Origin of the sequence: Burkholderia sp. Se-20373, from assembly GCF_017104705.1 — a bacterium.
GTDB lineage: Bacteria > Pseudomonadota > Gammaproteobacteria > Burkholderiales > Burkholderiaceae > Burkholderia.
Map to the genome: position 1 here is coordinate 31,235 of NZ_JAAGPH010000035.1, position 24,040 is coordinate 55,274.

17 protein-coding genes are annotated in these 24,040 nt (G+C 67.6%); 8 read left to right on the top strand and 9 right to left on the bottom strand.

Annotated elements, in window-relative coordinates; translation table 11 throughout:
- Positions 1–10 precede the first annotated feature (10 nt).
- Complete coding sequence (locus tag G3N96_RS14500) at positions 11–6,064, bottom strand: MG2 domain-containing protein (protein ID WP_206137621.1); 6,054 nt, start codon at positions 6,062–6,064, stop codon at positions 11–13.
- 303 nt (positions 6,065–6,367) lie between these two features.
- Between G3N96_RS14500 and G3N96_RS14505 the strand changes: the two genes are divergently transcribed.
- The 5 genes from G3N96_RS14505 to G3N96_RS14525 all read left to right on the top strand — a co-directional run bounded on the left by G3N96_RS14505 (position 6,368) and on the right by G3N96_RS14525 (position 11,548).
- Positions 6,368–6,874, top strand: a complete 507-nt coding sequence (locus G3N96_RS14505) for a sugar dehydrogenase complex small subunit (RefSeq protein ID WP_089442267.1) — start codon at positions 6,368–6,370, stop codon at positions 6,872–6,874.
- Complete coding sequence (locus G3N96_RS14510; RefSeq protein WP_124577265.1) at positions 6,874–8,493, top strand: GMC family oxidoreductase; 1,620 nt, start codon at positions 6,874–6,876, stop codon at positions 8,491–8,493. The genes G3N96_RS14505 and G3N96_RS14510 overlap by 1 nt, the downstream gene beginning before the upstream one ends.
- 2 nt (positions 8,494–8,495) lie before the next feature.
- On the top strand, positions 8,496–9,773 hold the full coding sequence (locus tag G3N96_RS14515) for a cytochrome c (protein WP_206137622.1): 1,278 nt from the start codon (positions 8,496–8,498) through the stop codon (positions 9,771–9,773).
- Between the two features lie 185 nt (positions 9,774–9,958).
- Positions 9,959–10,378, top strand: a complete 420-nt coding sequence (locus G3N96_RS14520; protein WP_206137623.1) for a DoxX family protein — start codon at positions 9,959–9,961, stop codon at positions 10,376–10,378.
- Positions 10,379–10,441: 63 nt separating this feature from the next.
- Positions 10,442–11,548 (top strand): porin, encoded by a 1,107-nt coding sequence (locus G3N96_RS14525; protein ID WP_046548031.1) that lies wholly within the window; start codon positions 10,442–10,444, stop codon positions 11,546–11,548.
- An 87-nt stretch (positions 11,549–11,635) separates the two neighbouring features.
- On the opposite strand, the gene G3N96_RS14530 is transcribed toward G3N96_RS14525, so the two are convergent.
- Entirely contained in the window at positions 11,636–12,955 is a 1,320-nt protein-coding gene (locus G3N96_RS14530; protein ID WP_206137624.1) for an MFS transporter, read from the bottom strand.
- 43 nt (positions 12,956–12,998) lie between these two features.
- Entirely contained in the window at positions 12,999–14,183 is a 1,185-nt protein-coding gene (locus G3N96_RS14535) for a M20 aminoacylase family protein (protein ID WP_206137625.1), read from the bottom strand.
- A gap of 182 nt (positions 14,184–14,365) precedes the next feature.
- Here G3N96_RS14535 and G3N96_RS14540 point away from each other — a divergent pair, with 182 nt between their 5' ends.
- Together G3N96_RS14540 and G3N96_RS14545 are read left to right on the top strand one after the other, a co-directional pair.
- The gene (locus tag G3N96_RS14540) at positions 14,366–15,268 is read left to right on the top strand and encodes a LysR substrate-binding domain-containing protein (RefSeq protein WP_046548027.1); all 903 of its coding nucleotides are present in this window, start codon (positions 14,366–14,368) and stop codon (positions 15,266–15,268) included.
- 209 nt (positions 15,269–15,477) lie between these two features.
- Positions 15,478–15,798 carry a pyrimidine/purine nucleoside phosphorylase gene (locus G3N96_RS14545; protein WP_006478890.1) on the top strand — a complete coding sequence of 107 codons (321 nt, stop codon included), beginning with the start codon at positions 15,478–15,480 and terminating at the stop codon, positions 15,796–15,798.
- Between the two features lie 90 nt (positions 15,799–15,888).
- On the opposite strand, the gene G3N96_RS14550 is transcribed toward G3N96_RS14545, so the two are convergent.
- From G3N96_RS14550 to G3N96_RS14565, 4 genes are all read right to left on the bottom strand, one after another.
- Positions 15,889–16,224: a hypothetical protein gene (locus G3N96_RS14550; RefSeq protein WP_124577408.1), complete on the bottom strand. Its 336-nt coding sequence runs from the start codon at positions 16,222–16,224 to the stop codon at positions 15,889–15,891.
- A 484-nt stretch (positions 16,225–16,708) separates the two neighbouring features.
- Positions 16,709–18,496, bottom strand: coding sequence for a chloride channel protein (locus G3N96_RS14555; protein ID WP_206137626.1), 1,788 nt, complete (start codon positions 18,494–18,496; stop codon positions 16,709–16,711).
- 19 nt (positions 18,497–18,515) lie between these two features.
- Entirely contained in the window at positions 18,516–18,929 is a 414-nt protein-coding gene (locus G3N96_RS14560; protein ID WP_027791842.1) for a helix-turn-helix domain-containing protein, read from the bottom strand.
- A gap of 121 nt (positions 18,930–19,050) precedes the next feature.
- Positions 19,051–20,226, bottom strand: a complete 1,176-nt coding sequence (locus tag G3N96_RS14565; RefSeq protein WP_206137627.1) for an HPP family protein — start codon at positions 20,224–20,226, stop codon at positions 19,051–19,053.
- A gap of 362 nt (positions 20,227–20,588) precedes the next feature.
- Between G3N96_RS14565 and G3N96_RS14570 the strand changes: the two genes are divergently transcribed.
- Positions 20,589–21,557, top strand: coding sequence for a LysR family transcriptional regulator (locus G3N96_RS14570; RefSeq protein WP_039351095.1), 969 nt, complete (start codon positions 20,589–20,591; stop codon positions 21,555–21,557).
- Positions 21,558–21,606: 49 nt separating this feature from the next.
- Here the strand turns inward: G3N96_RS14570 and G3N96_RS14575 are convergent, their stop codons facing one another.
- Together G3N96_RS14575 and G3N96_RS14580 are read right to left on the bottom strand one after the other, a co-directional pair.
- Positions 21,607–22,971: an MFS transporter gene (locus tag G3N96_RS14575; protein ID WP_206137628.1), complete on the bottom strand. Its 1,365-nt coding sequence runs from the start codon at positions 22,969–22,971 to the stop codon at positions 21,607–21,609.
- Positions 22,972–23,044: 73 nt separating this feature from the next.
- A complete protein-coding gene (locus G3N96_RS14580; protein WP_206137629.1) occupies positions 23,045–23,983 on the bottom strand; it encodes a 2-hydroxyacid dehydrogenase in 939 nt (312 codons plus the stop codon).
- Positions 23,984–24,040 lie beyond the last annotated feature (57 nt).

Genomic DNA, 24,040 nt, shown 5'->3' on the forward strand with positions numbered 1-24,040 from the left:
CGCTTGCTCGTTACTTGCCCGCTTCGGCCGGTTTCACGGTCATCGGCGGGTTCGGCCACAGGCCGTACACGGACGGCGCATACAGCGCCTCGACACGCGTCGGCGGCAGCCCGAACGTGCCGACGTTGTTCAGCCGCACCGTGTACTCGACCGAGAATTTGCCCTTCGGCAGATAGTCGTAGTACGCGCGGTAGCCGTCGAAATCGCGCTCGATGAACGCCGGCCACGCACCGTCCGGCGTCTTCTCGCCCTGCGTCGCCGCTTCGGAGTCGCGGCCGAGGCCCGAACCGAGGATCGTCGAACCGGCCGGCACCGGATCGTTGACGACGACCCACGTCATGTCGCTCTGCGCATCGACGTCGAGATGCACGCGCACGACGTCGCCGCGCGTCAGCACGCCCTTGACGGCGGGTGATACGGGCGTGACGGTCTTCGTGATCCGGTAGCCGGCCGCGAACGGCGAACGCAACGGTACCGCCGCGAGGCTCTCGATCGTGGCCCACGGGCGGCCCGTGCCGTCCTGCGTGACCGACAGCGTGGCCGGCGCCTGCGACGCGCGCGGCCACGGCAGCATCACGCTGCGGGCCGCGGCGGCGCGGGTGGCCGGGGTTGCCGACGCCGGCGCCTGCGGGTCGGCGGCCGCCGGTGCCGCTCCTTGCGACCACGAGATCGTGCGCGCGTCGCCGCCGAGCGCGACCTTCGTCGCGCCGGTGACCGGCGTGCTCTCGTATGTGCGCGAGAAGCGCTCGACCGCGAGCAGGCCGAGCGCATTCGACGTCGTGGTCTGCCATGCGCCCTGGCGTTGCAGCGCGAGCAGGCCGGCCGTCACGCGCGGCATCTCGTCCTTCCACGCCGGGTCGCCCGCGAATTCCAGCGCGAGACGTGCCGCGTTGGTCTCGTTGCTGGTCATCAGCCACCACAGGTCGTCGTCGCGGGCGGTCGAGAAGACGAGCTGCGTGCCCTGATACGTGAGGCGTGCCCGGAGGATCTGTTCGACCTGCGCGCGTTTCTCGTCGCGTTGCGGGATGTCCTTCACGCGCGTCAGGATCGCGTGATAGTCGATCACCGCGGAAGTCGGCCACTGGTTCGGCGCGATCTCGATCGAGCCGAGCATGCGGCCCTGCGCGGCGCCGTAGCGCGACAGCGCCTCGATCGCGGCCAGCTTGCGCAGGTCGCGGTCCTGGCGCGGCGCCCACGCGTTGCGCTCGAGGCGGCCGTCGACGAAGCGCACGAGCCCGGCCTCGAGCTGCGTACGCAGGTCTTCAGGCAGCGCGAAGCGCGGGTCGAGACGGCTTGCCTCGTCGGACACCACGAGCAGGTACGACGACAGCGTCGCGCTTCCGGCGTGCGAATCGTCGGACGACGGCGGGAAGTAGCTTGCGAGCCCTTCGCTGTCGAGATAGACGGGCATGCGTGCGATCAGCGCCTGCCATTGCGCGGGGTCGCGCAGGCCGATCGCGCGCGACGTCTGCTGTTCGAGGCAGCGGTACGGATAGCGCTCGAACCAGCGTTTCACGCCGGGCAGCCCGTCGGCGAGCTTCGACTGCAGCGACACGGCGATGCCGCCGCGTGGCAGGCCTTGCGCGTTGTTCGCGGCGCCGGCCGGGGAGGCGATCGGCACCGTCAGCGTGCCGTCGACTTGCGCGAGCGTCGCCTGCTGAACCGTGACCGGGAGCGCGGGCACGACCTTCTGCGCGACCGCCAGCGCGTCGGCCGCGCGCTTGCCGCCTTGCTCGGCCGCTTCGATGCGCCAGTTCAGCGCACCGGCCGCGTCGAGCGCCTGCTCGGGCACGGTGATCGTCCACGCGACCTCGGCGGCCGTGTTGGCCGCGAGCGAGACCGTCTGCGGCGCGACTTCGAGGCCCGTCACGCGCGGCGTCACGACGACCTGCATCGCGCGGTCGGTCGTGTTGCGCAGCGTGACCTGCGCGCGGAACGCGTCGCCTTCGCGCACGAGCGGCGGCAGGCCGGAGATCAGCTGCAGATCCTGCGTGCTGCGGATCGACGTGCTGCCGGTGCCGAAGCGGTCGGGGCCGACCGCCGCGATCGCGACGATCCGGAAGCGCGTGAGCGCGTCGTTCAGCGGCACCTCGACGGTCGCGCTGCCGTTCGCATCCAGCGTCACGCGCGGATTCCACAGCAGCAACGTGTCGAACAGCTCGCGCGTCGGCGCGCTGCCGCCACCGCCGCCCGCCGGCACGGCCTTGCGGCCGAAGTGGCGGCGGCCGACGATTTCCATCTGTGCCGTGGATGTCTCGACGCCGTACGCGCGTCGCCGCAGCATCGCGTCGAGCAGGTCCCAGCTGTTGTTCGGCATCAGTTCGAGCAGCGCCTCATCGACGGCCGCGACCGCGATCTGCGTGCCGGCCGGTGCGGGCTGGCCGTTGGGCAGTGTGACCTTCACGTGCGCCTGCGCCTTGCTGCGCACCGTGTAGCGCGTCGCGTCCGTCGTCACGGTCACGCCGAGACGGTGCACGCCCGTGCCGACCTTGATTTCGCCGAGACCATAGCGGAACGCGGGTTTCGACAGGTCGACGAACGCGGTCGGCGCTTCATAGTGACGGCCTTCGCGCCAGAACGCGCGCGCCCATTCGACCGGCGCCTTCCAGCCCCACGTGAAGAACGAGTACCACGGCACCTCGCGAATCCGGCCGCGCAGCGCGAGCACCGACACGTAGACGTTCGGCCCCCACGATTCGTCGACTTTCAGGTCGACCGTCGGATTCTTGCCGTTCAGCTCGACGATGTGCGTTTCCATCACGCCGCCGCGTTCGACCGCGACTAGCGCGGTCGCGTAGCGGAACGGCATGCGCACCTGGAAGCGGGCGGTTTCGCCCGGTTCGTACGCGGTTTTCTCGGGGATCACGTCGATCCGGTCGGTGTTGTCGCCGCCGAACCAGAGCTCGTCCTCGCGCGTGACCCACACCGACGTCGACGCGTTCGACGCGCGGCCGTCGCCGTCCTTGGCGACCGCGATCAGCTGCACGTTGCCGGCCTGCTCGAGCGTCGCGTCGCAGGCCATGCGACCCTTGTCGTCGGTCTTGCCCGAGCACAGCACGCCGAGGTCGCGCGTGTCGCTCTTGTTGTCGTACGCATAGAAGCCGCCGACCATCCGCTTGCGCGACGACGTCGTGATGCGCGCGATGCCCTTGATCTCGATCGGCACGGACGCGCGCGGCTTGCCTTGCAGGTCGACCGCCAGTGCCTGCACGGGCACGCGCTGGCCGACCGATACCCAGCGGCCCGCCTTGATGCCGGCCACGACGGCAGCCGGCCACAGGATCGTGTCGCCGCGAATCGTCTGCACTTCGCCGTTCGGGTCGGCGAACGTCGCTTCGAGCGCGATGCGCTTCGGTGCGTCGACGTCGGGCAGGCCCTTCAGCGTGACCGAGCCCGCACCGTTGCGGTCGAGCGTCAGCGGCAGCTTGTCGGCGATCAGCTTCGTCGCGTCGGGATCGTTGTTCGATGCCGACGCGTTGTCGCCGTCCTGCGAATCGTCGTCGGCGTTGCCGTCGCTCTTGTCGGCGCGATACGGCGTGAAGCTGAAATCGTCGAAGCGATCCGCGAACGGCGGCGACGCCCACTTCATCAGCGCGGACACCTGCACCGGCAGGTTCGATGCGCCGCCGCCCGACACGTAGTCGATCTGTACCGCGAGCGGCGCTTCCTTCACGGCGACGAGCGGGCTCTTCTGCGCGTCGCGCGCGCCGATCGACCCCTTCAGCACCGGCAGGCGGAACGCCTCGACGCGGAAGCTGCCGCTGTAATAGGTGGCGGTCGGTGCGTCTTCCGGGCCGCCTTCGAGCTCGACGCTGTATTCGCCGAGCTTCGCGGCAGCCGGCAGCGTGAACTGCGTGTCCGCGCTGTGATCGGCGGCCCACGTGAGCGGCAGCTTGTAGGTCTGGCCCGTGCCGAGATGGCGGATCGTCACGCGCGTCGGGTATTGCGACGGGAACGCGAGGCTCTGCAGCGTCTCGGCACGGATGAAATGCTTCATCGACACGGTTTCGCCGGCGCGCAGCAGCGTGCGGTCGAAGACCGTATGCGCGCGCACGGTGCGTGCGCTGTCCGTGTCGGTCGGCACGTTGAAGCGCCACGATTCGATCCCGCGGTTCCAGCCCGAGCTGACGAACGCCATGTCGGGGCCCGTCTTCGGATCGTTCACGCGGGCCGACACGAAGTAGTCGTCGAAGCGTTGCTCCGAGTCGGACGAACTGCAGGCGCGCTTCGATTCGAACGCGCCGTCGATCTTCAGCAGGCCCTGCGCATCGGTCTTGCCGGACGCAATCTCGTCGCCGTTGCAGTCCGATACGCGGATCTGCGCGTTCGGCACGGGCTTGCCCTTGTCGAGCGTCGTGACCCATACGAGGTTGTTTTCGCGGCCCTGTTTCAGGTGCACGCCGAGGTTGGTGACGAGCACCGTGGTGCGCACGTACATGCTCGACGGCTTCGCGAGCAGCGAGCGGCCGAGCGCGGGCGACGCGAGTTCGAGCACGTAGAAGCCGGGCTTGTCGATCGGCACGCCGACGACCTCGAACGGGCGCAGCGCCTTCGGGTCCGCCTTCGGCAGCGTCAGCGCCTGCACGCCGGGCTGGCCCTTGAGCAGCGTCAGCGAGCGCACGTCGATGCGGCGATCCTTCGGCGCGGGCGCCTTTTCGCCGGCTTCGCGCGGCACGTACACGGGATGCTGGCCCTTGCGTTCGAGCAGGCCGGGAATCTGGCGGTCGATCGAGCCGGCCGTCATCGACCAGTTGTCGAAGCGGTCGACGGTGCGCATCCACTGACGGATCGCGGTGTCGTCGTCGACCTTCAGGTTCGAGAACTGCGCACCCTGGGTGTTGAGGCCGTCGATATGCAGGTCGGCCTCGACGTTGCGCAGCGTGACGGGCACGAGCGCGGGCGAATCGGGTTCGGCGAAGCGCTCGACGATCCCGAAGGTGCCCGACGAGAATTTCGCGAGCGGCGGCATCGGCGCGGTGCGCGTCGCGAGCGGGAACAGGTCGGCGTTCGACAACGGCCGGTCGGTCACGTCGCGCAGGCCCGACGGCAGTTCGATCGTCAGGCCGGCCTGTTCGGGCAGCGGCGGGTTGAACGTGACGGTGGTGACTTCCTCGCTTTTGTCGTCGGCCGCGAAGGTCGGCGCGAGCGTTCCGTCAGGGCCGCGCAGCTTGATCGCCTCGGCGTGCTTGCGCGAGATCGGCGCGTTGAACGACAGCGTGAGCGGGCGCAGCGGCGTGCACGGCGCCTTCGCATTCTCGCGTTCGCACGAGAAGCTCGCGGCGAACGGTGCGCGCACGGTGAAGTCGAAGCGACGCTCCGTTTCGTTCGGGATCCCGCTCGGGCTCGTGACGCCCTTGCCGTACACGAGCTGCATCTTCGCGCTCGCCGGCAGCGCCTGCGCGCACGACAGCGTCAGCACGCGCGCGGCATCCTTTTTCAGGCCGAAGTGCTCGAGCAGCGCGTTGCGCGCATCGTCGTCGGCGGCCGTGACGGGAATGCGGTTGCCGATGCCGGCCGCTTCGCACCAGATGTTCGCGAGCGCCGAGCGCGGTTCGGCCGGGCCGTTCAGCTTCAGCACGAACATCTGCCGTTCCTCGATCTCGCGCGAGCCGGGGCGGACGTTCACCGGGAACGGGCCGCCCGTCTGGAACGTGAAGCGGCGCGGGCCGCTGGCCGCGTTGCCGGCGACCGAGCGCAACGTGTCGTTGAGCGCGACCGAGCAGCGCACGCCGGGCGGCAGGTCGTTTTCGAAATCGTAAACCCAGGTCTTGTCGTCGAGCCAGTGGCCCTGGCCGCGCGCCGCCGTGGAATCGTTGCAGGTCACGCGGGCGGGATTCGGCGCGGAGGCCGAGCCGAACGCGATCATCGGTTCGTCGAACTTGACGACCGTCTGCCGGACCTCGGTGACGGTGCCTTGCGGCGACACGCTCACCGTGCGCGCCGCGCCCGCATGCAGCGACAGCGCCGCGACGCCGCCGAGCGCCGCGACGGCGCCGATGCGCCAGAGCAGCCGGGTGGTGTGGTCGGTTCGCTTTGCTTTGTTCTGTTTGTCGCGTTGCTTCATCGCTCGTTGCCCTTGGAGGGAAGCTTTCTGTTTGATTGCACGCGATTCTAACCGACCGACCTGCGCGCGCATCGCGCTGCATGGTGTGTCGTCAGCGTGCGACACTGGGGTGCGTGCCGCAGATTTGTCGCGTCAACGACACAAAAATGCAGCGAAATGTCGATTGTCTCGGATTGCGGAACATTTAATGGACTATAAAAAGATTGTTCGATCCGATTTGTGCGCGTACATTTCAGGTCCGCGCCAATGTTTGAGAAATATCAAGCGTGGTTTTCCCGAATCCGGTGTTCGAGAGAAGGAAACATGCACAACGACAACACTCCCCACTCGCGTCGCTCGGGCGACGCAGCCGTAACAGGCATCACACGGCGTCAATGGCTGCAGGGCGCACTGGCGCTGACGGCGGCGGGCCTCACCGGCTCGCTGGCGTTGCGGGCCCTGGCCGACGATCCCGGCACCGCGCCGCTCGATACGTTCATGACGCTCTCCGAAGCAGTGACAGGCAAGAAGGGGTTGAGCCGCGTGCTCGGCCAGCGCTTCCTGCAGGCGTTGCAGAAGGGTTCGTTCAAGACGGCCGACAGCCTGTCGCAACTCGCCGGCGCACTCGCGTCCGGTTCGCTGAATCCCGACCAGGAAGCACTCGCGCTGAAGATTCTTGAAGCGTGGTATCTCGGCATCGTCGACAACGTCGTGATTACCTACGAAGAAGCATTAATGTTCAGCGTCGTATCCGATACGCTCGTGATCCCGTCGTATTGCCCCAACAAACCCGGCTTCTGGGCCGAAAAACCGATCGAGAGGCAAGCCTGATGGCCGATACCGATACGCAAAAGGCCGACGTCGTCGTCGTCGGATCGGGTGTCGCAGGCGCGATCGTTGCACACCAGCTCGCGATGGCGGGCAAGTCCGTGATCCTGCTGGAAGCCGGCCCGCGCATGCCGCGCTGGGAAATCGTCGAGCGCTTCCGCAACCAGGTCGACAAGACCGATTTCATGGCGCCGTACCCGTCGAGCACGTGGGCGCCGCATCCTGAATACGGCCCGCCGAACGACTACCTGATCCTGAAGGGCGAGCACAAGTTCAACTCGCAGTACATCCGTGCGGTGGGCGGCACGACGTGGCACTGGGCCGCGTCGGCATGGCGCTTCATCCCGAACGACTTCAAGATGAAGACGGTGTACGGCGTCGGCCGCGACTGGCCGATCCAGTACGACGACCTCGAGCATTACTACCAGCGCGCCGAAGAGGAACTCGGCGTGTGGGGCCCGGGCCCCGAGGAAGACCTGTACTCGCCGCGCAAGCAGCCGTACCCGATGCCGCCGCTGCCGTTGTCGTTCAACGAGCAGACGATCAAGAGCGCGCTCAACGGCTATGACCCGAAGTTCCACGTGGTGACCGAGCCGGTCGCGCGCAACAGCCGCCCGTACGACGGCCGGCCGACTTGTTGCGGTAACAACAACTGCATGCCGATCTGCCCGATCGGCGCGATGTACAACGGCATCGTGCACGTCGAGAAGGCCGAGCAGGCCGGCGCGAAGCTGATCGACAGCGCGGTCGTCTACAAGCTCGAGACGGGGCCGGACAAGCGCATCACCGCCGCGGTCTACAAGGACAAGACGGGCGCCGACCATCGCGTCGAAGGCAAGTACTTCGTGATCGCCGCGAACGGCATCGAGACGCCGAAGATCCTGCTGATGTCCGCGAACCGCGATTTCCCGAACGGTGTCGCGAACAGCTCGGACATGGTCGGCCGCAACCTGATGGACCACCCGGGCACCGGCGTGTCGTTCTACGCGAACGAGAAGCTGTGGCCGGGCCGCGGCCCGCAGGAGATGACGTCGCTGATCGGTTTCCGCGACGGCCCGTTCCGCGCGACCGAAGCCGCGAAGAAGATCCACCTGTCGAACATGTCGCGCATCAACCAGGAAACGCAGAAGATCTTCAAGAGCGGCAAGCTGATGAAGCCCGAGGAGCTCGACGCGCAGATCCGCGACCGCTCCGCGCGCTACGTGCAGTTCGACTGCTTCCACGAAATCCTGCCGCAACCCGAGAACCGCATCGTGCCGAGCAAGACGGCCACCGACGCGGTCGGCATCCCGCGCCCCGAGATCACGTATGCGATCGACGACTACGTGAAGCGCGGCGCCGTGCACACGCGCGAGGTCTACGCGACGGCCGCGAAGGTGCTGGGCGGCACCGAGGTCGTCTTCAACGACGAGTTCGCGCCGAACAACCACATCACGGGCGCGACGATCATGGGCGCGGATGCACGCGACTCGGTCGTCGACAAGGACTGCCGCACGTTCGACCATCCGAACCTGTTCATCTCGAGCAGCTCGACGATGCCGACCGTCGGTACGGTGAACGTGACGCTGACGATCGCGGCGCTTGCGCTGCGGATGTCGGACACGCTGAAGAAGGAAGTCTGACCGTGCGGAAATCTACTCTCACCTTCCTCCTCGCCGGCTGCCTCGCGCTGCCGGGTCTCGTACGCGCGGCCGATGCGGCCGATCCGGCGCTGGTCAAGCGCGGCGAATATCTCGCGGTCGCGGGCGACTGCATGGCGTGCCACACCGCGAAGGGCGGCAAGCCGTTCGCGGGCGGTCTCGGCATGCCGGTCCCGATGCTCGGCAAGATCTACACGAGCAACATCACGCCCGATCCCGACACGGGCATCGGCAACTGGTCGGCCGAGGACTTCGAGCGCGCGGTGCGCCACGGGGTGTCGAAGAACGGCGACAACCTGTATCCGGCGATGCCGTACGTGTCGTACGCGAAGATCAACGACGACGACGTGCAGGCGCTGTACGCGTACTTCATGCACGGCGTCGAGCCGGTCAAGCAGGCGCCGCCGAAGAACGAGATCCCCGCGTTGCTGAGCATGCGCTGGCCGCTGAAGATCTGGAACTGGCTGTTCCTGAAGGACGGTGTATACCAGCCGAAGCCGGCGCAGAGCGCCGAGTGGAACCGCGGCGCGTATCTCGTGCAGGGCCTCGCGCACTGCAGCACGTGCCACACGCCGCGCGGCATCGCGATGCAGGAGAAGTCGCTCGACGAGACGGGCGGCAGCTTCCTGTCGGGCTCGGTGCTCGCGGGCTGGGACGGCTACAACATTACGTCCGACGCCAACGCGGGGATCGGCGGCTGGACGCAGCAGCAGCTCGTCCAGTACCTGCGCACCGGCAGCGTGCCGGGTCTCGCGCAGGCGGCCGGCCCGATGGCCGAGGCGATCGAGCACAGCTTCTCGAAGATGACGGAAGCCGACATCGGCGCGATCTCGACGTACATTCGCACGGTGCCGGCCGTCGCCAGCGGCGATGCGAAGCAGTCACGCGCGTCGTGGGGCAAGCCGGCCGAAGATGGCCTGACGCTGCGCGGCGTCGCGCTCGCGTCGTCGGGCATCGATCCGGCCCGGCTCTATCTCGGCAACTGCGCGACCTGTCACCAGATGCAGGGCAAGGGCACGCCGGACGGCTATTACCCGCCGCTGTTCCACAACACGACGGTCGGCGCATCGAATCCGACCAACCTCGTGCAGGTGATCCTGAACGGCGTGCAGCGCAAGGCCGGCAGCGAGGACGTCGGGATGCCGGCGTTCCGCCACGAGCTGTCGGATGCGCAGATCGCCGCGCTGACGAACTACCTGACCGGGCAGTTCGGCAATCCGGCCGCGAAGGTGACCGAGCAGGACGTCGCGAAGCTGCGTTGATGCGGCGCGCGACGAAGCAGGGCGATAACTGACAAGAGGAGGAGCACAGCACATCGGGTCGTTGCCCGATGCCGGTTGTTGCAGAGCGGGGCGGGCGGCGCAGGCGGCCGCCCGTCCTGGTTCATTCGCAATCCGGTGCGCCGGGCGTGTTTTCGCCATGCGCATCGCTTTCGTTGATCGACACCATGACACCGAATCAACCGTTTCTCGCGTCCCAGCGCGATGTGCTGCTGCTGCTTGCCCGGATCCTGCTCGTGATCCTGTTCATCATGTTCGGCTGGAGGAAGATCGTCGACTTCCCCGGGACCATCGCGTTCATGGGTTCCGAAGGCGCGCCCGCGCCGATCATCTCCGCCGCGATTTCCGTCGTGATGGAGCTGTTCGTCGGGATCGCGATCCTGGTCGGTTTCCAGACGCGGGCGCTCGCGCTGCTGCTGGCGCTCTATACGATCGGCACCGGCATCATCGGCCACCACTACTGGACGATGACGGGCGGCGAGCAGATCAACAACATGATTCATTTCTACAAGAACATCGCGATCGCCGGCGGCCTGCTCGCGCTTTGCGCGGCGGGCCCCGGTCGTTTTTCGATCGATCGCGGATAAGCAGACCCGGGGCGCGCGCATGGGGCGCGCGCTGGAAGGTCGAGACTCCGAGGGGGCATCATTTTGCGACTCAAACATTTCGCATGGCTGATCGCGGCTGCCACACCGGCAGCCGCTTTTGCACAGACGAGCGTGACGCTGTACGGCCGCGTCGATGGCGGCATCGAATACCTGAACCACATCGCGAAGCCGAACGGCGGCAGCGGAACCCGCTGGAGCGCCGAAAGCGGCGACTGGGGCACCAGCATGTTCGGGCTGAAGGGCATCGAGGATCTCGGCGGCGGGCTGTCGACGGTCTTCAACCTGGAAACCGCGTTCCAGGTGATGAACGGCCAGACGGGCGGCGGCCGCATGTGGTCGCGGCGCGCGTACGTCGGGCTGAAGAGCAACACGTGGGGCCAGCTGCAGGCCGGCCGCAACCTGTTCATCGACAGCGACGGCGTGTGGGAATTCGACCCGTTCGTGCAGCAGGCGTTTTCGTCGGCCTCACTCGTGCGCGGCCGCAACTGGCAGCAGACCAGCAACAACATCGAATATCACAGCCCGGTGATCGGCGGCTTCGACGTGCAGGCGCAATACGCGTTCGGCAATCAATCGCGCGGCTTCAACTATGGCGCGGCCGACGATTTCGGCCGCTCGGACGGGATCATGATCTCGTACCACTCGCCGTTGCTCGACGTGCGCGGCATCTACGACGAACTGCGCGACAACAACGGCAAGTTCAGCAACATCTTCACCGCGTCGCGCGAGTATTTCGTCGGCGCGAACGTGAAGGTGTCGAAGTTCAAGATCCAGGGCGCGTATACGCACTACCAGGCGCCGGATAGCCCGGCCGGCGTGGCCGATCGCGCCGATCACTACTGGCTCGGCGCGACCTACACCGCGACGCCGCAATGGGCGGTGACGGGCGGCGGTTACTACGTGAAGGTGGGCGACGGCGGTGGCGATGCGTCGCACGATCCGTCGGGGCACGCGATGATGTACGTGCTCGGCACCACGTACAACCTGTCGAAGCGCACGTTCCTGTATGGGACGGTCGCGTATGTTCGGAATGGCGGGAATTCGAATTTCTCGCTGCTCGCGACGCCGCGTGATGCGACGTCTGGGACGAGTCCGATGACGGGTGAGTCGCAGACGGGCGCGTATGTGGGGATGATGCATACGTTCTGAGGGTAGGCACGCCAGATACGCAAAAGGCACGGGTAGTCGAACCCGTGCCTTTTTTCGTTTGCGGCAGGCGGCCGCATCGGCCACCAGTCAGTCGAGCGCCTTCCCGGCCTTTTCATCCATGCAGCGCACGGCAAGCAGCGTCATCGCGCCGCAGCCGATCGCATACCACGCAGGCGCGTTCGGATTGCCGGTCGCCGCGATCAGCCACGTGACGAAGAATTGCGCGAAGCCGCCGAAGATCGCGACGCCGACGCTGTACACGAGCGCGCCGCCGGTGGCGCGCACCGCACGCGGGAACAGCTCGCCAAGCATCGCGCCCGTCGCGCCGATGTTGATCGCATGCACGATCGACAGCGCGGCGATGATCGACAGCAGCGATGCGGCGCCCGGCCAGCGGTTCAGTGCGATGAACGCCGGGTAGATCGCGGCCATCAGCACGATACGCGTCCACCAGACGATCCGGTTGCGCCCGTAGACGTCGGACAGGTGGCCGCCGATCGGCGTCACGAGCATCAGGATCGCGCCCGCGACGCAGCCGGCCGTCATCGACAGCCACGTCGGCAGGTGCAGCACCTGCACGCCGTAGATCGCCATGTAGAACACGATGATGTAGTGGATCGACGTGCCGCCGATCGTCACGCCGAGGCCGGCGAACACGGCCTTGCCGTGATGGCGCAGCACGTCGGCGAGCGGCAGCGATGCGACCGGCTCGTCGTGTGCGGCGGCATGCGCGGCCGCCGGCACTTCCTCGACGGTGCGGCGCAGCCAGTAGCCGAGCGGCACGAACAGCGTGCCGATGATGAACGGCACGCGCCAGCCCCAGCTTTCGAGCTGTGCGGCATTCAGCGTCGACGTCAGCGCGACGCCGGTCAGCGCGCCGGCGAGCGCGGCGAGCCCCTGGCTCGAGAACTGGAACGATGCGTAGAAGCCGCGCCGATGCTGCGGCGCCTGTTCGAGCAGCAGCGTCGTCGACGCGCCGACTTCGCCGCCCGACGCGAACCCCTGCAGCAGGCGCGCGAGCACGAGCAGCAGCGGTGCGGCGAGCCCGATCTGCGCGAAGGTCGGCGCGACCGCGATCGTCGCGGTGCCGAGCGCCATCAGCAGCAGCGTGAGAATCATCGCCTTCTTGCGGCCGGCACGGTCGGCATACATGCCGATCACGAGCCCGCCGAGCGGACGCGTGACGAAGCCGACGCCGAAGCTCGCCACCGCGAGCATCAATTGCCCGAACGGCGAATGCACGGGAAAGAACAGCTTGCCGATCAGGATGGCGAAGAAGCTGTAGACCGTGAAGTCGTAGAACTCGAGCGCGTTGCCGACGGCGGCGGCCGCGATCAACCGGCGTTTTTTCGCGGCGGCGCGTGCATCGACCGGCGTGCCGGCGAACGAAAGGGCGGACGTTTCCATGTGGGGCTCCCCGTTGGGCGCGAAACGATGGGGTGAAGGGCCGTCAGGCCGCGAGCCAGGCTTCGGCGAGGCGAACCCAGTAGCTCGCGCCGATCGCGAGGATGTCGTCGTTGAAGTCGTAGCCGGGGTTGTGCACCATGCAGCCGCCCTTGCTGCCGATCCCGTTGCCGATGAACGCGTAGCAGCCGGGGCGCGCTTCGAGCATGAACGCGAAATCCTCGCTGCCCATCAGCGGCGCGGCGTCGGTTTCGATGCGTTCGGCGCCGAGCATCCGGCGCGCGATGTCGGCCGCGAACGCGGTCGGCTCCGCATGATTGACGAGCACCGGGTAGCCGTAGTCGTAGTCGACTTCCGCCGTGATGCCGAAGCTTTCCGCCTGGCCTTTCACGAGCGCTTCGATGCGGCGCGCGAGCAGCGCGCGCACGTCGGCGTTCAGCGCGCGCACCGACAGCTTCATCGTGACGGTTTCGGGAATGATGTTGAACGTCTCGCCGGCCTGCACGCTGCCGACCGTGATCACGGCCGCATGCTGCGCATCGACCTCGCGCGCGACGATCGTCTGCAGCGCGACCATGATGCTGCCCGCGGCCGACATCGGATCGCGCGCGAAATGCGGCATCGCGCCGTGGCCGCCGACACCGCGCAGCGTGATCGTCACGCGGTCGGCCGACGCCATCGCGGCGCCGGTGCGGAAGGCCATGTCGCCGGCCGCGCGGCCCGGCATGTTATGGATCGCGAAGATCGCGTCGCACGGAAAGCGGTCGAACAGGCCGTCTTCCATCATCGCCTTCGCGCCGCCGAAGTTCTCCTCGGCCGGCTGGAAGATCAGGTTCAGCGTGCCGGAGAACTGGCGCGTGGCTGCGAGGTGGCGCGCTGCGCACAGCAGCATCGCGGTGTGGCCGTCGTGGCCGCATGCATGCATCTTGTTCGCGTGGCGGCTCGCGTACGGCAGGCCCGTGGTTTCCGCGAGCGGCAGCGCATCCATGTCGGCGCGCAGCCCGACCGTGCGCGTGCCCTGCCCTTCGCGCAGCACGCCGACCACCCCCGTCTTGCCGATGCCGCGATGCACCTCATAACCCCAGCCGGCGAGCAGCTCGGCGACGAGATCGCTCGTGAGCGTCTCCTCGAACGCGAGCTCCGGGTGAGCGTGAATGCGACGGCGCACTTCGACCAGCTCGGGGGCGATCGCGGCGATACCGGGGATGACGGGGTTCACGGCTTGCAGCATGGTGACTCCTGTGGGGCAGGTGGGGCGGTTGACGCACATATGACGAGCAAGCATATAAATTTCTTTTGTGTACCAGAAGCTGATAAATTGCTTTGGTGCTCACTATCGGTTGCCGCTCGGGAATACCCTGAGCCGGCTTATGCCGCGCAGCACAGGGTTTCCACGGATCACGCGTCGCCGCCATGAAATACCATCAGCTGAAAGCGTTCGTCACCGTCGCGGAAGAGGGGAGCATTCGCGCGGCCGCGCGGCGTCTGAACGTGTCGCCGGCGGCGCTGACGAAGGCGGTCAAGGAACTGGAGATCGCGCTCGGCGTGTCGCTCGTCGTGCGCACCGCGCGCGGCGTGCAGCTCACCGCGTTCGGCCAGCAGTTGCAGGTGCGCGCGCGGCTGATCGTCGCCGAAATGCAGCGCGCCCGCGACGACATCGAGCAGGCGCAGGGCGCGATGACGGGCTCCGTCGCGGCGGCGATCACGCCGGCCGCCGCGGTGACGATCCTGCCCGACGCGTTTCGTGCGTTCCGGCGCCGCTTCCCGGTGGCGCGCGTCAACCTGATCGAAGGGTTTCCGGGCGTCGCGCTGCCGCGCCTGCACGATGGCTCACTCGATTTCGCGGTGGCCGTCGTCGTGCCCGAACTGCTGGCGGCCGAATTCGATCACGCGGAGCTCTATGCGAGCCGGTCGCTGATCGTCGCCCGCAAGGGGCATCCGCTCGCGTCGGCCACGTCGCTCGCCGATCTCGTCGAAGCCGACTGGCTGATGAACCCGTCGCCGGAAAGCTCGACGCAGGTGCTGTTCAATTCGTTCGTCGCCTACGGGCTGCCGGTACCGGCGCGCGTCGTCGAATGCCCGAGCTTCGGGCTCGCGCGCAGCTTGATGATGGAATGCGACCTGATCGCGTCGATGCCCGAGCAATTGCTGCAGGCCGAGTGGGCGCGCGACCAGCTCGCGGTGCTGCCGATCCGCGAGCGCCTGCCGGGCGTCTCGGTGCAGGTCATCACGCGTCGCGACAGCCCGCTGACCCCGGCAGCGGCGATGCTGCTCGACTGCCTGCGTGATTCCGCGCGGCGCAAGGGGCTGCGGTGAACCGGCGCCCGCGGGTGGCGCTCTTCAATGCATCGTCATCCTGACGATTATCCGTGCGACGTCGCCGTCGTTTGACGGGCATGCGGCTTGCACAGCGGGCACGCCATTCCGGTGCATGCCGCGCGAGCCGGTATCATAGCGGCCGGCCCGCCGCTCCGGCCGGCCTCCAACCACATCGCCATCCGGCATCCAGCAATCAGAGGCATTTCATGACCAGTGCAACTCAATTCGACAACGTATCGGTCGTCAAGCGCGCAAACGTCTATTTCGACGGCAAGTGCGTGTCGCATACCGTGCTCTTCCCGGACGGCACGCGCAAGACGCTCGGCGTGATCCTGCCGTGCGCGCTCAACTTCGGCACGGACGCCCCCGAATTGATGGAAGTGCAGGCCGGCAAGTGCCGCGTGAAGCTCGACGGCAGCAGCGAATGGCAGACCTACGGCGCCGGCGAATCGTTCTCGGTGCCGGGCAAGAGCCGCTTCGACATCGAAGTGCTCGAGACGCTCGATTACGTCTGCAGCTACCTGTAACACGCAGCCGCGCAGCAAAAGAAAAGCCCCGCCGAAGCGGGGCTTGTCGCAAGCGGATGGCGCCAAGGCCACCCGGATCGCCTGTTCTCGTTACAGGCAGGCGTTGATGTCGCCGGCCGACGATGCATCGCCACCGCGGAAACCCACCCAGGTTTTCGCACCGGCGGCGTTGGCCGGGCGCACGACGGCCGCGGCGCCATTCGGCGGCTGCTGGCCCGGCGCATACACGGCCATGGCGAGGCCGTTCGCGAGTTCGTACTGCGACGTCACTTGTTGCTGCGACTTGTCGGCCCAGGTCTTCGCGATGCACTGCGCGACCTCGTCGGCGGGTTTTTGGCTTTGTCCCACGTTCTGCAGGGCAGAATCGGCTGCATGAGCAGAAAATGCCACGGTCAATGCGATGAGCGGTAAGTATTTCGCGTTCACGTTATCTCCCTCGAGTCGTGATTGATTGAGTGGGATGCGCAGCACAGGACTGCGTACAAGTGAGATTGCATCGGCAGAGCACGGTTCCGGCTATTCCGAAACAAGTTGTTAACGCGCTTGCCAAATGGCGGCTCCGATGCTCTGCACGTTGCTGCGGCGCGGCATGCATCGTGTGCGGCACGACGTCATGCGCTGCGTGGTCGGCGCGCTGCCCGGTCGTGTGGTGACGTGACGGCCGCGGCGAACGGCATGTGTGTGCATGCCGTGCCGTGACTCTTTATTGAATCGCGAAGTGGAATGGCTAGTTGGATGGCCCCGTCGCATGAACACCATGATGACAAACTTTCGCCCGTCGAACTGTTAACCAACTTTAAACACGGGAAGCGGCGGAATACGATGCGGCACGCGAGGCGCGGGCCGCATCGAGCGGAAGCGGCGATGCGAGCGGGGCATGCGCGGTGAGGGTGCCGCGCAGTGCAGTAGGTCAGCCGGCCTTGCGCGTGCCGATGTCGCGCAGGTTGGCGGGGACGATCGGGCGGAAGCGTTCGCGCTTCTGTTCGTCGTCGAAGTGCTGGAGTGCGGGCTTGATCAGGTCGCTGCGCGACACGATGCCCGTGATGCGCATCGATTGCTCGTCGGCGACGACGGGCAGGCGTTCGAGGCCGAGCATCGCGAGTCGCGACGCAACGACGCGGCATGTTTCGTGCGCCTGCGCGACCGCAGGCGCGCGGTCGGCGAATGCGCCCGCGATCGGCGTGTCGGCCGCGGCCTGTGCGCGCAGTGCGTCGAGCGTCGCGCGATCGACGAGACCGAGCAGGCGGCCGTTCTGCACGACCGGGTACGCACGGTGCGTCTGCTTCGCGCCGAAGTACTGCGACTCGACGGCATCGAGCGTTGCTGCGCCGTCGATCGCGACGAGCCGGTCGGCCGATGTCATCACTTCGCCGATGTCGTGCCGCTCGAGCGGATCGACGCCGTATTCGCGATAGATGTGATAGCCGCGGCGCGAGATCTTTTCCGTCATGATCGAGCGCTTCATCACGATGGTCGCGAAGCCGTGCGCGACGAGCGTCGCCGCGAGCAGCGGCAACAATGCATTCGCGTCGTGCGTGAGGCCGAACGCGAACACGATCGCGGTCAGCGGGGCGCCAAGCGTCGCGCCGAGCGTCGCGGCCATGCATACCAGCGGCCACAGCGCCGGGTCGCCGCCCGGCAGCATCGGCGACAGCACGGTGCCGAGGCCGGCGCCGAGCATCAGCAGCGGCGCGAGCACGCCGCCCGACGTGCCCGAGCCGAGTGCGATCACCCACATCACGGCCTTCACGATCAGCAGCGCGAGCGCGATCTTCAAGGCGATGTGCTGATGCAGCAGATCGCCGATCACGTCGTAGCCGACACCGAGCGCGCGCGGCTCGAGCCAGCCGCCGATGCCGATCACGATCGCGCCGAGCGCGGGCCACCACATCCAGTGCACGGGCAGCTTCGCGAAGGTGTCCTCCACACGATAAAGCGCCGCCGACAGGCCGCACGCGAGCATGCCCGACAGCAGGCCCGCGACGATGCACGACAGCAGCGCGACGGGTGTCGGTGCGGCCGTGGTCAACGGAAACAGCGGATCGACGCCGAAGAACACGGCGCGGGCGAAGCCGGCCACCGCGCAGGCGAGCGCGACCGGCAGGAAACTGCGCGGGCGCCATTCGAACAGCAGCAGTTCGACCGCGAGCAGCACGGCGGCGACCGGCGTGCCGAACACGGCCGTCATGCCGGCGGCCGCGCCGGCGACGAGCAGCGTCTTGCGCTCGGCGGCGGTGACGTGCACGCACTGCGCGATCAGCGAGCCGAGTGCACCACCCGTCATGATGATCGGGCCTTCGGCGCCGAACGGGCCGCCGCTGCCGATCACGACGCCCGACGACAGCGGCTTGAGGATCGCGACCTTCGGTGACATGCGGCTCTTGCCGAACAGGATCGCCTCGATTGCTTCGGGAATGCCGTGGCCGCGGATCTTTTCCGAACCGAAGCGCGCCATCAACCCCACGATCAACCCGCCGATCACCGGCACGACGATCACCCACGCGCCCAGCGTGTTGTTCGCGGGCGAGCGGTCGGCGAACGAGAACTGCTGGTAGAAGAACAGGTTCGTGAACAGGTGGATCAGGCTCAACAGCACGAATGCGGCCAGCGTGCTGAGCAGGCCGATCCCGGCAGCGAGCAACGCGATCCTGGGCAGGCGGTCGTTGGTCGCGAAATCGCGTTTGTGGGGTGCGTTCATCGGAGTGGAAGGGGCAGGGTCAGTAATCGATCTGGGGAACCTGGAACGCGTCCTTGAGCGATTTCAGCTCGGCGCGATGCATGGCCGCGAGACGCGCGAGCAGCGTTTCGCCGGCTGGCTCGAGGTGGACCTCGACCTGGCGGCGATCCGCTTCGCTCGTCTTGCGCTTCACGAGGCCGAGCGCTTCGCAGCGCGTGACCAGCGCGACGACGCCGTGGTGCTGTGCCTGCAGGCGTTCCGCGAGTTCGCCGATGGTCGCCCATTCGCGATGCGGATAGCCCTTGATGTGCAGCAGCAGCAGGTATTGCAGCGGCGTCACGCCTTCGCTTTGCGCGGCGCGTTCGGAGAAGCGCTCGAAGCGGCGCATCTGGTAGCGGAACTCGGACAGTTGCTGGAAATCGCTTTTCGTCAGCGCGCGTCGGGTATCGTTCATCGGGGCGGTCGGACAGTCAGTTTCGGTAGCGATTAATATATCACAACATGATATAAATGGCCGAATGGGGGCGAATAAAATGCACTCCGCGTTGTGCCGGCCGTTACGTGCGTTGCATGCGCTACGCCGCCTCGAGCATCTGCGTCTGGCGATAGAGGCCCGTGACGAGATCCGTCTGGGTAATGATCCCGACGAGCCGGCGCGATGCATCGACGACCGGAATGTGGTGGTGGCCCGAATGCGTAAACAGCGGGACGAGCGCGGTGATCGGCATCGTCTCCGGCACGCACGCGACGTCGCGCGTCATCACCGTGGCGACGCTCGCGGGCTGGCCGCCGAACGATTGCGGCAGCCGCGCGGACAGGCGTTGCCACAGCGCGGTCGGACGGCGCAACTGGCGCGTGAGGTCGGCGCGCGTGACGATGCCGGTCAGGCGGCCTTCGCCGTCGACGACGGGCAGCGCCTTCACGCGATGGCGGTCGAGCAGCGTGAGCGCGGCCGTTACCGACGTCGACGGTGCGACTTCGATCGCGTTCTTCGTCATCAGGTCGGCGCACGAGAGCTGGCCGAAGGTGCGCGTATAGGCCTGCATCTCGGTTTCTCGCAGCAGCGCTTCGAGATCGTCCGGATCGACATCGAGCCATTCGCCGCGGCGCTTCAGCACGGCATCGAGGTCGCCGCGCGTGAAGCCGCCGCGTGCCGGTGCGGCGCCGTCTGCCTGCGGTTTCGCTTCAGGACGCACGCCGCCGTGCGGGTAGCGGTGCCCGGTCAGCGCGTGATACGCGAGCGCGGCCGACAGCAGGATCGCCGATTGCAGCGCGATCGGTTCCAGCACGAAGCTGAACCCGAGCGAATGAATGGCGGGGCCGCCGACCACGGCCGTGAGCGCGACGGCGCCCGACGGCGGGTGCACGCAGCGCAGCACGAACATGCCGCCGATCGCGCACGCGATCGCGACCGCGGCGGCCGTGATGGGATCGGCGATCCATTGCGCGCACGCGACACCAACCGTCGCCGCGACGAGATTGCCGCCGATGATCGACCACGGTTGCGCGAGCGGGCTCGCCGGCACCGCGAACAGCAGCACGGCGGACGCGCCCATCGGTGCGACGAGCAGCGGCACGAGGCCCGGCACGCCGGGCAGCAGACGCATCGTCACGCCGACCGTGGCGATGCCGACGAGCGCGCCCGTGCACGAGCGCAGGCGCTCGCGCCAGCCCAGCGACATCGGATGGGGAATGAAGCTGTGCAGCCATTGCCGCAACGTGCGGCGCGACGAAGGGGAGCCTGACGACATGGACGGTAAGCGGAAAAGTGACGGCGCGCAGGCGCGCGGTGACGAGCCGCGAATTATATCGTGTTGTGATACAAATTGTCGCGATGCATCAAGCTGTTGCACGTGCGCGGCGCGCGTTGCTTGCAAGAACCTTTCATCTGATGAGAGCTTGGGGACGGGGCAATCGCGCAAATTTGTCTGCAGCGGCGTACAATTCGGGCCACTGAATCCCCCGTCATGGCAGAACCCCGTACGCGATGCCCGCTCTCCCGCCTTTCTCCCGGCACGGTGATCGATTCGACGTGGTTCGCGGCTGCGTTCCGTTCCCCACCTGACGCGAGCGCTGCCGACGCCTCCCCACTGACTCCCCCGAAGCCAATTCAATGGACATGCTCGAAAACATGCGCCTGTTCGTGCGCGTTGTCGAATCCGGCAGTTTTACTGCGGTCGCGAAGGAAATCGACGCGACTACCGCGCAGGTGTCGCGCGCGGTATCGAATCTCGAAGCGCACGTACAGACGCGGCTGTTGCATCGCACGACGCGCCACCTCGGCCTCACCGAAAGCGGCGAACGCTATTTCGAGCGCGCGAAATCGATCCTCGCGGAAATCGACTACGCGAACGCGGAAGCGCGCAATGCATTGCTGCGGCCGAGCGGCAAGATGCGCATCCATGCGATGACGGGGCTCGGGCAGAGTCATGTCGTATCGTCGATCGTGCGCTACCAGGAGGACAACCCCGACGTGTCGGTCGAACTGACGCTTGCGCAGCGGATGCCGAATCTCGTCGAGGAGGGCTATGACGTATCGATCGTGACGGCGTCGCAGCTGCCCGATTCGGGCTATGTCGCGCAAACCTGCGGCACGAGCTGCAGCGTGCTCGTCGCATCGCGCGAATACCTGGCGCGCCACGGCACGCCGCAGTCGCCCGATGAATTGCCGAACCACGTGTGCCTGCGGCTCGACACGCCTGCGTCGCCGGCCGGCGAATGGCGGCTCGAGCGCAGCGATGGCGAGGAGGCGGTCTACGAACTGCAGCCCGCGCCGTTCCAGGTCAACGTGCCGGACGCGCTGTGCGTCGCGGTGCGCGCCGGGCGCGGGATCGCGTGCGTCGCGCTGTATACGGTGCTCGACGACATCCGCGAAGGGCGGCTGATCCGTGTGCTGCCCGAGTACCGGCTGCAGACGGTGAGCGTGTATGCCGTCTACGCGACGCGCCGCTATCTCGACGCGAAGATCCGCACGTTCCTCGATCACCTGCGCACGACGCTCACGCCCGCGCTGGAGAACGACCTGCGCGAACTCGACCGGCTGACGACCGAACAGATGCCCGGCGGCCGCAAGCGCGCGTGACGATCCGCGCGGGCGTGCGCCGCGCGAACCCCACGGGCCGCGGCGAGGTTCATGTGCGCGGCGCGATGCGAATCCGCTCGAAGCGTCCCGCGAGCCACGCGTAGGCGGCAATGCCGAGCAGCCCGTGCGCGGCGACGAACCACAATGCGCCGGCGAACGAGCCGGTGCTGGCGACGAAATAGCCGATCACGAGCGGCGTGACGATCCCGGCGATGTTGCCGAGGCCATTGAACACGCCGCCGCTCAGCCCGACCATGCCTTCCGGCGCGGTGTCGGCGAGCACGGCCCAGCCGACCGCCGCGAGCCCCTTGCCGAAGAACGCGATCGTCATCAGCGCGATCACGACCGCATTCGACGATGCGACGTTCGCCAGCACGAGCAGCGTCGCCATCGCCATCCCCACGACGAACGGCGTCTTGCGCGCCTTCGACGGATGCATGCCGCGCCGGATCAGCCAGTCCGACAGCACGCCGCCGAGCACGCCGCCCGTGAAGCCGCAGATCGCCGGCAGCGCGGCGACCCAGCCGGCCTCCAAGATCGTCATCCCGCGCCCCTTGATCAGGTAGATCGGGAACCACGTGATGAAGAAGTAGGTGAGTGCCGTGATGCAGTACTGGCCGACGTAGATCGCCCACAGGTTCCGGTGGCGGAACAGTTGCGACACGTCATGCCACGACACGCGCGGGCGATGGCGCACGCGGTTCGCTTCGAGATCGACGAGCGCGCCGTGCGCGCGCAGGTAGTCGCGCTCCGCGTCGCTCACGCGCGGGTGGCCGTGCGGCTCGCGATACCACGCGAACCACAGCGCGGCGAGCGCGATGCCGAGCCCCCCCATCCACAGGAACACGTGCTCCCAGCCGAGCGCATGCGTGAGCCATGCCATCGCGGGCGTGAACAGCACGACGGCCATGTACTGCGCCGAATTGAACAGGGCCGATGCCGTGCCGCGTTCGGCGGTCGGGAACCAGCACGCGACGATTCTCGAGTTGGCCGGGAACGCCGGCGATTCGACGAGGCCGAGCATGAAGCGCATGACGAACAGCGCGAGCGTGGCGGACGCCCCCTGCACGGCGAGCCAGCCGACCGTGCCCTGCAGCATCGTGAAGACCGACCACAGCAGCAGGCTCAGGCCGTACACGCGTCGTGCGCCGAAGCGGTCGAGCAGCCAGCCGCCCGGGATCTGCCCGATCGCATAGGCCCACGCGAATGCGGAAAAGACGATGCCGAGCTGCACGGGCGTCAGCCCGAGGTCGTGCGCGACGCCGGTGCCGGCGATCGACATCGTCGCGCGATCCGCATAGTTGATGACGGTGACCGCGAAAATCAGCGCGAGGATCGCATAGCGGACGCGGCCGATCGTGCGCGAGGCGGCGGGTGACGCGGCGAGGGCGGCGCCGCTGGATCGATTGGGCATGCGTGTCTCCTGGCCTCCGTCATGCGGAGGCATCCGGTGTTGTAACGAGGGGCAGCCGTGCGGTGGGCTGCGATCAGCGTGTGACGCTGGTCGGCGGGCGCTGGCCCGCGAAGCACGCGGCGAGGTTGGCCAGCACGATCCGGCCCATCTCTTCGCGGGTTTCGCGGGTCGCGCTCGCCCGGTGCGGCTGCACGACGACACGGTCGAGCTCGAGCAATTCGGCTGGCACGTGCGGCTCGTTCGCGAATACGTCGAGGCCGGCGCCGGCGATCGTGCCGTCGGCGAGTGCGCGAATCAGCGCGGCTTCGTCGACCAGCTTGCCGCGTGCGACATTGATCAGGAATCCTTTGGGGCCGAGCGCGGCGAGCACGTCGGCGGTGACGAGCACGTTGCCGTGATCGGCCGATGCCGCGATCACGAGGACGTCGCTGTCGCGCGCGAGCGCGGCGAGGTCGGGTACGAAGCGATAGCCGCTGTCGCGATGCTCGCGCGGGCCGAAGTAGCTGACGGGCATCCGGAACGCCTGCGCGCGCTGGGCGATCGCGCGGCCGACGCGGCCGAGCCCGACGATGCCGAGCCGCTTGCCGGTCACCTGCGTCGCGAGCGGCTGGGCCATCTTGCCCCAGCGGCCGGCACGCACGATCCGCTCGCCGGCGCCGAGGTCGCGCAGCGTCATCAGGATCAGCCCCATCGCCATATCGGCGACGTCGTCGGTCAGCACGTCGGGCGTCGTCGTCACGTGGATGCCGCGTGCCCGCGCGCGGTCGAGATCGACGGCGTCGGTGCCGATGCCGCTGATCGCGACGATCTCGAGCGCGGGCAGCCGGTCCATCAGCGCGGCGGCGAGGCCGTTCGCGCCGCCGGTCACGACACCGCGAATGCGTGCGGCCACGCGGTCGAGCAACGCGTCCGGCTGGTCGGCCGCATACAGCCGGTGCACCGCGTAACGGGCGGACAGTTCGGCGTCGATGGCATCGGGGAGCGGCTGGGTGAGGAGGATGTCGGTGGTCATGAAGGTCTCGGTCGTCGTGCGCGGCGCGGGCCGGGCATCAGGTGCAACCGAGTATAG

Bases quoted from the DNA above. Each gene is read 5' to 3' on its own strand.
- G3N96_RS14500 (WP_206137621.1), bottom strand. From the start codon at position 6,064: ATGAAGCAACGCGACAAACAGAACAAAGCAAAGCGAACCGACCACACC.
- G3N96_RS14505 (WP_089442267.1), top strand. From the start codon at position 6,368: ATGCACAACGACAACACTCCCCACTCGCGTCGCTCGGGCGACGCAGCC.
- G3N96_RS14510 (WP_124577265.1), top strand. From the start codon at position 6,874: ATGGCCGATACCGATACGCAAAAGGCCGACGTCGTCGTCGTCGGATCG.
- G3N96_RS14520 (WP_206137623.1), top strand. From the start codon at position 9,959: ATGACACCGAATCAACCGTTTCTCGCGTCCCAGCGCGATGTGCTGCTG.
- G3N96_RS14530 (WP_206137624.1), bottom strand. From the start codon at position 12,955: ATGGAAACGTCCGCCCTTTCGTTCGCCGGCACGCCGGTCGATGCACGC.
- G3N96_RS14535 (WP_206137625.1), bottom strand. From the start codon at position 14,183: ATGCTGCAAGCCGTGAACCCCGTCATCCCCGGTATCGCCGCGATCGCC.
- G3N96_RS14540 (WP_046548027.1), top strand. From the start codon at position 14,366: ATGAAATACCATCAGCTGAAAGCGTTCGTCACCGTCGCGGAAGAGGGG.
- G3N96_RS14545 (WP_006478890.1), top strand. From the start codon at position 15,478: ATGACCAGTGCAACTCAATTCGACAACGTATCGGTCGTCAAGCGCGCA.
- G3N96_RS14555 (WP_206137626.1), bottom strand. From the start codon at position 18,496: ATGAACGCACCCCACAAACGCGATTTCGCGACCAACGACCGCCTGCCC.
- G3N96_RS14560 (WP_027791842.1), bottom strand. From the start codon at position 18,929: ATGAACGATACCCGACGCGCGCTGACGAAAAGCGATTTCCAGCAACTG.
- G3N96_RS14565 (WP_206137627.1), bottom strand. From the start codon at position 20,226: ATGTCGTCAGGCTCCCCTTCGTCGCGCCGCACGTTGCGGCAATGGCTG.
- G3N96_RS14570 (WP_039351095.1), top strand. From the start codon at position 20,589: ATGGACATGCTCGAAAACATGCGCCTGTTCGTGCGCGTTGTCGAATCC.
- G3N96_RS14575 (WP_206137628.1), bottom strand. From the start codon at position 22,971: ATGCCCAATCGATCCAGCGGCGCCGCCCTCGCCGCGTCACCCGCCGCC.
- G3N96_RS14580 (WP_206137629.1), bottom strand. From the start codon at position 23,983: ATGACCACCGACATCCTCCTCACCCAGCCGCTCCCCGATGCCATCGAC.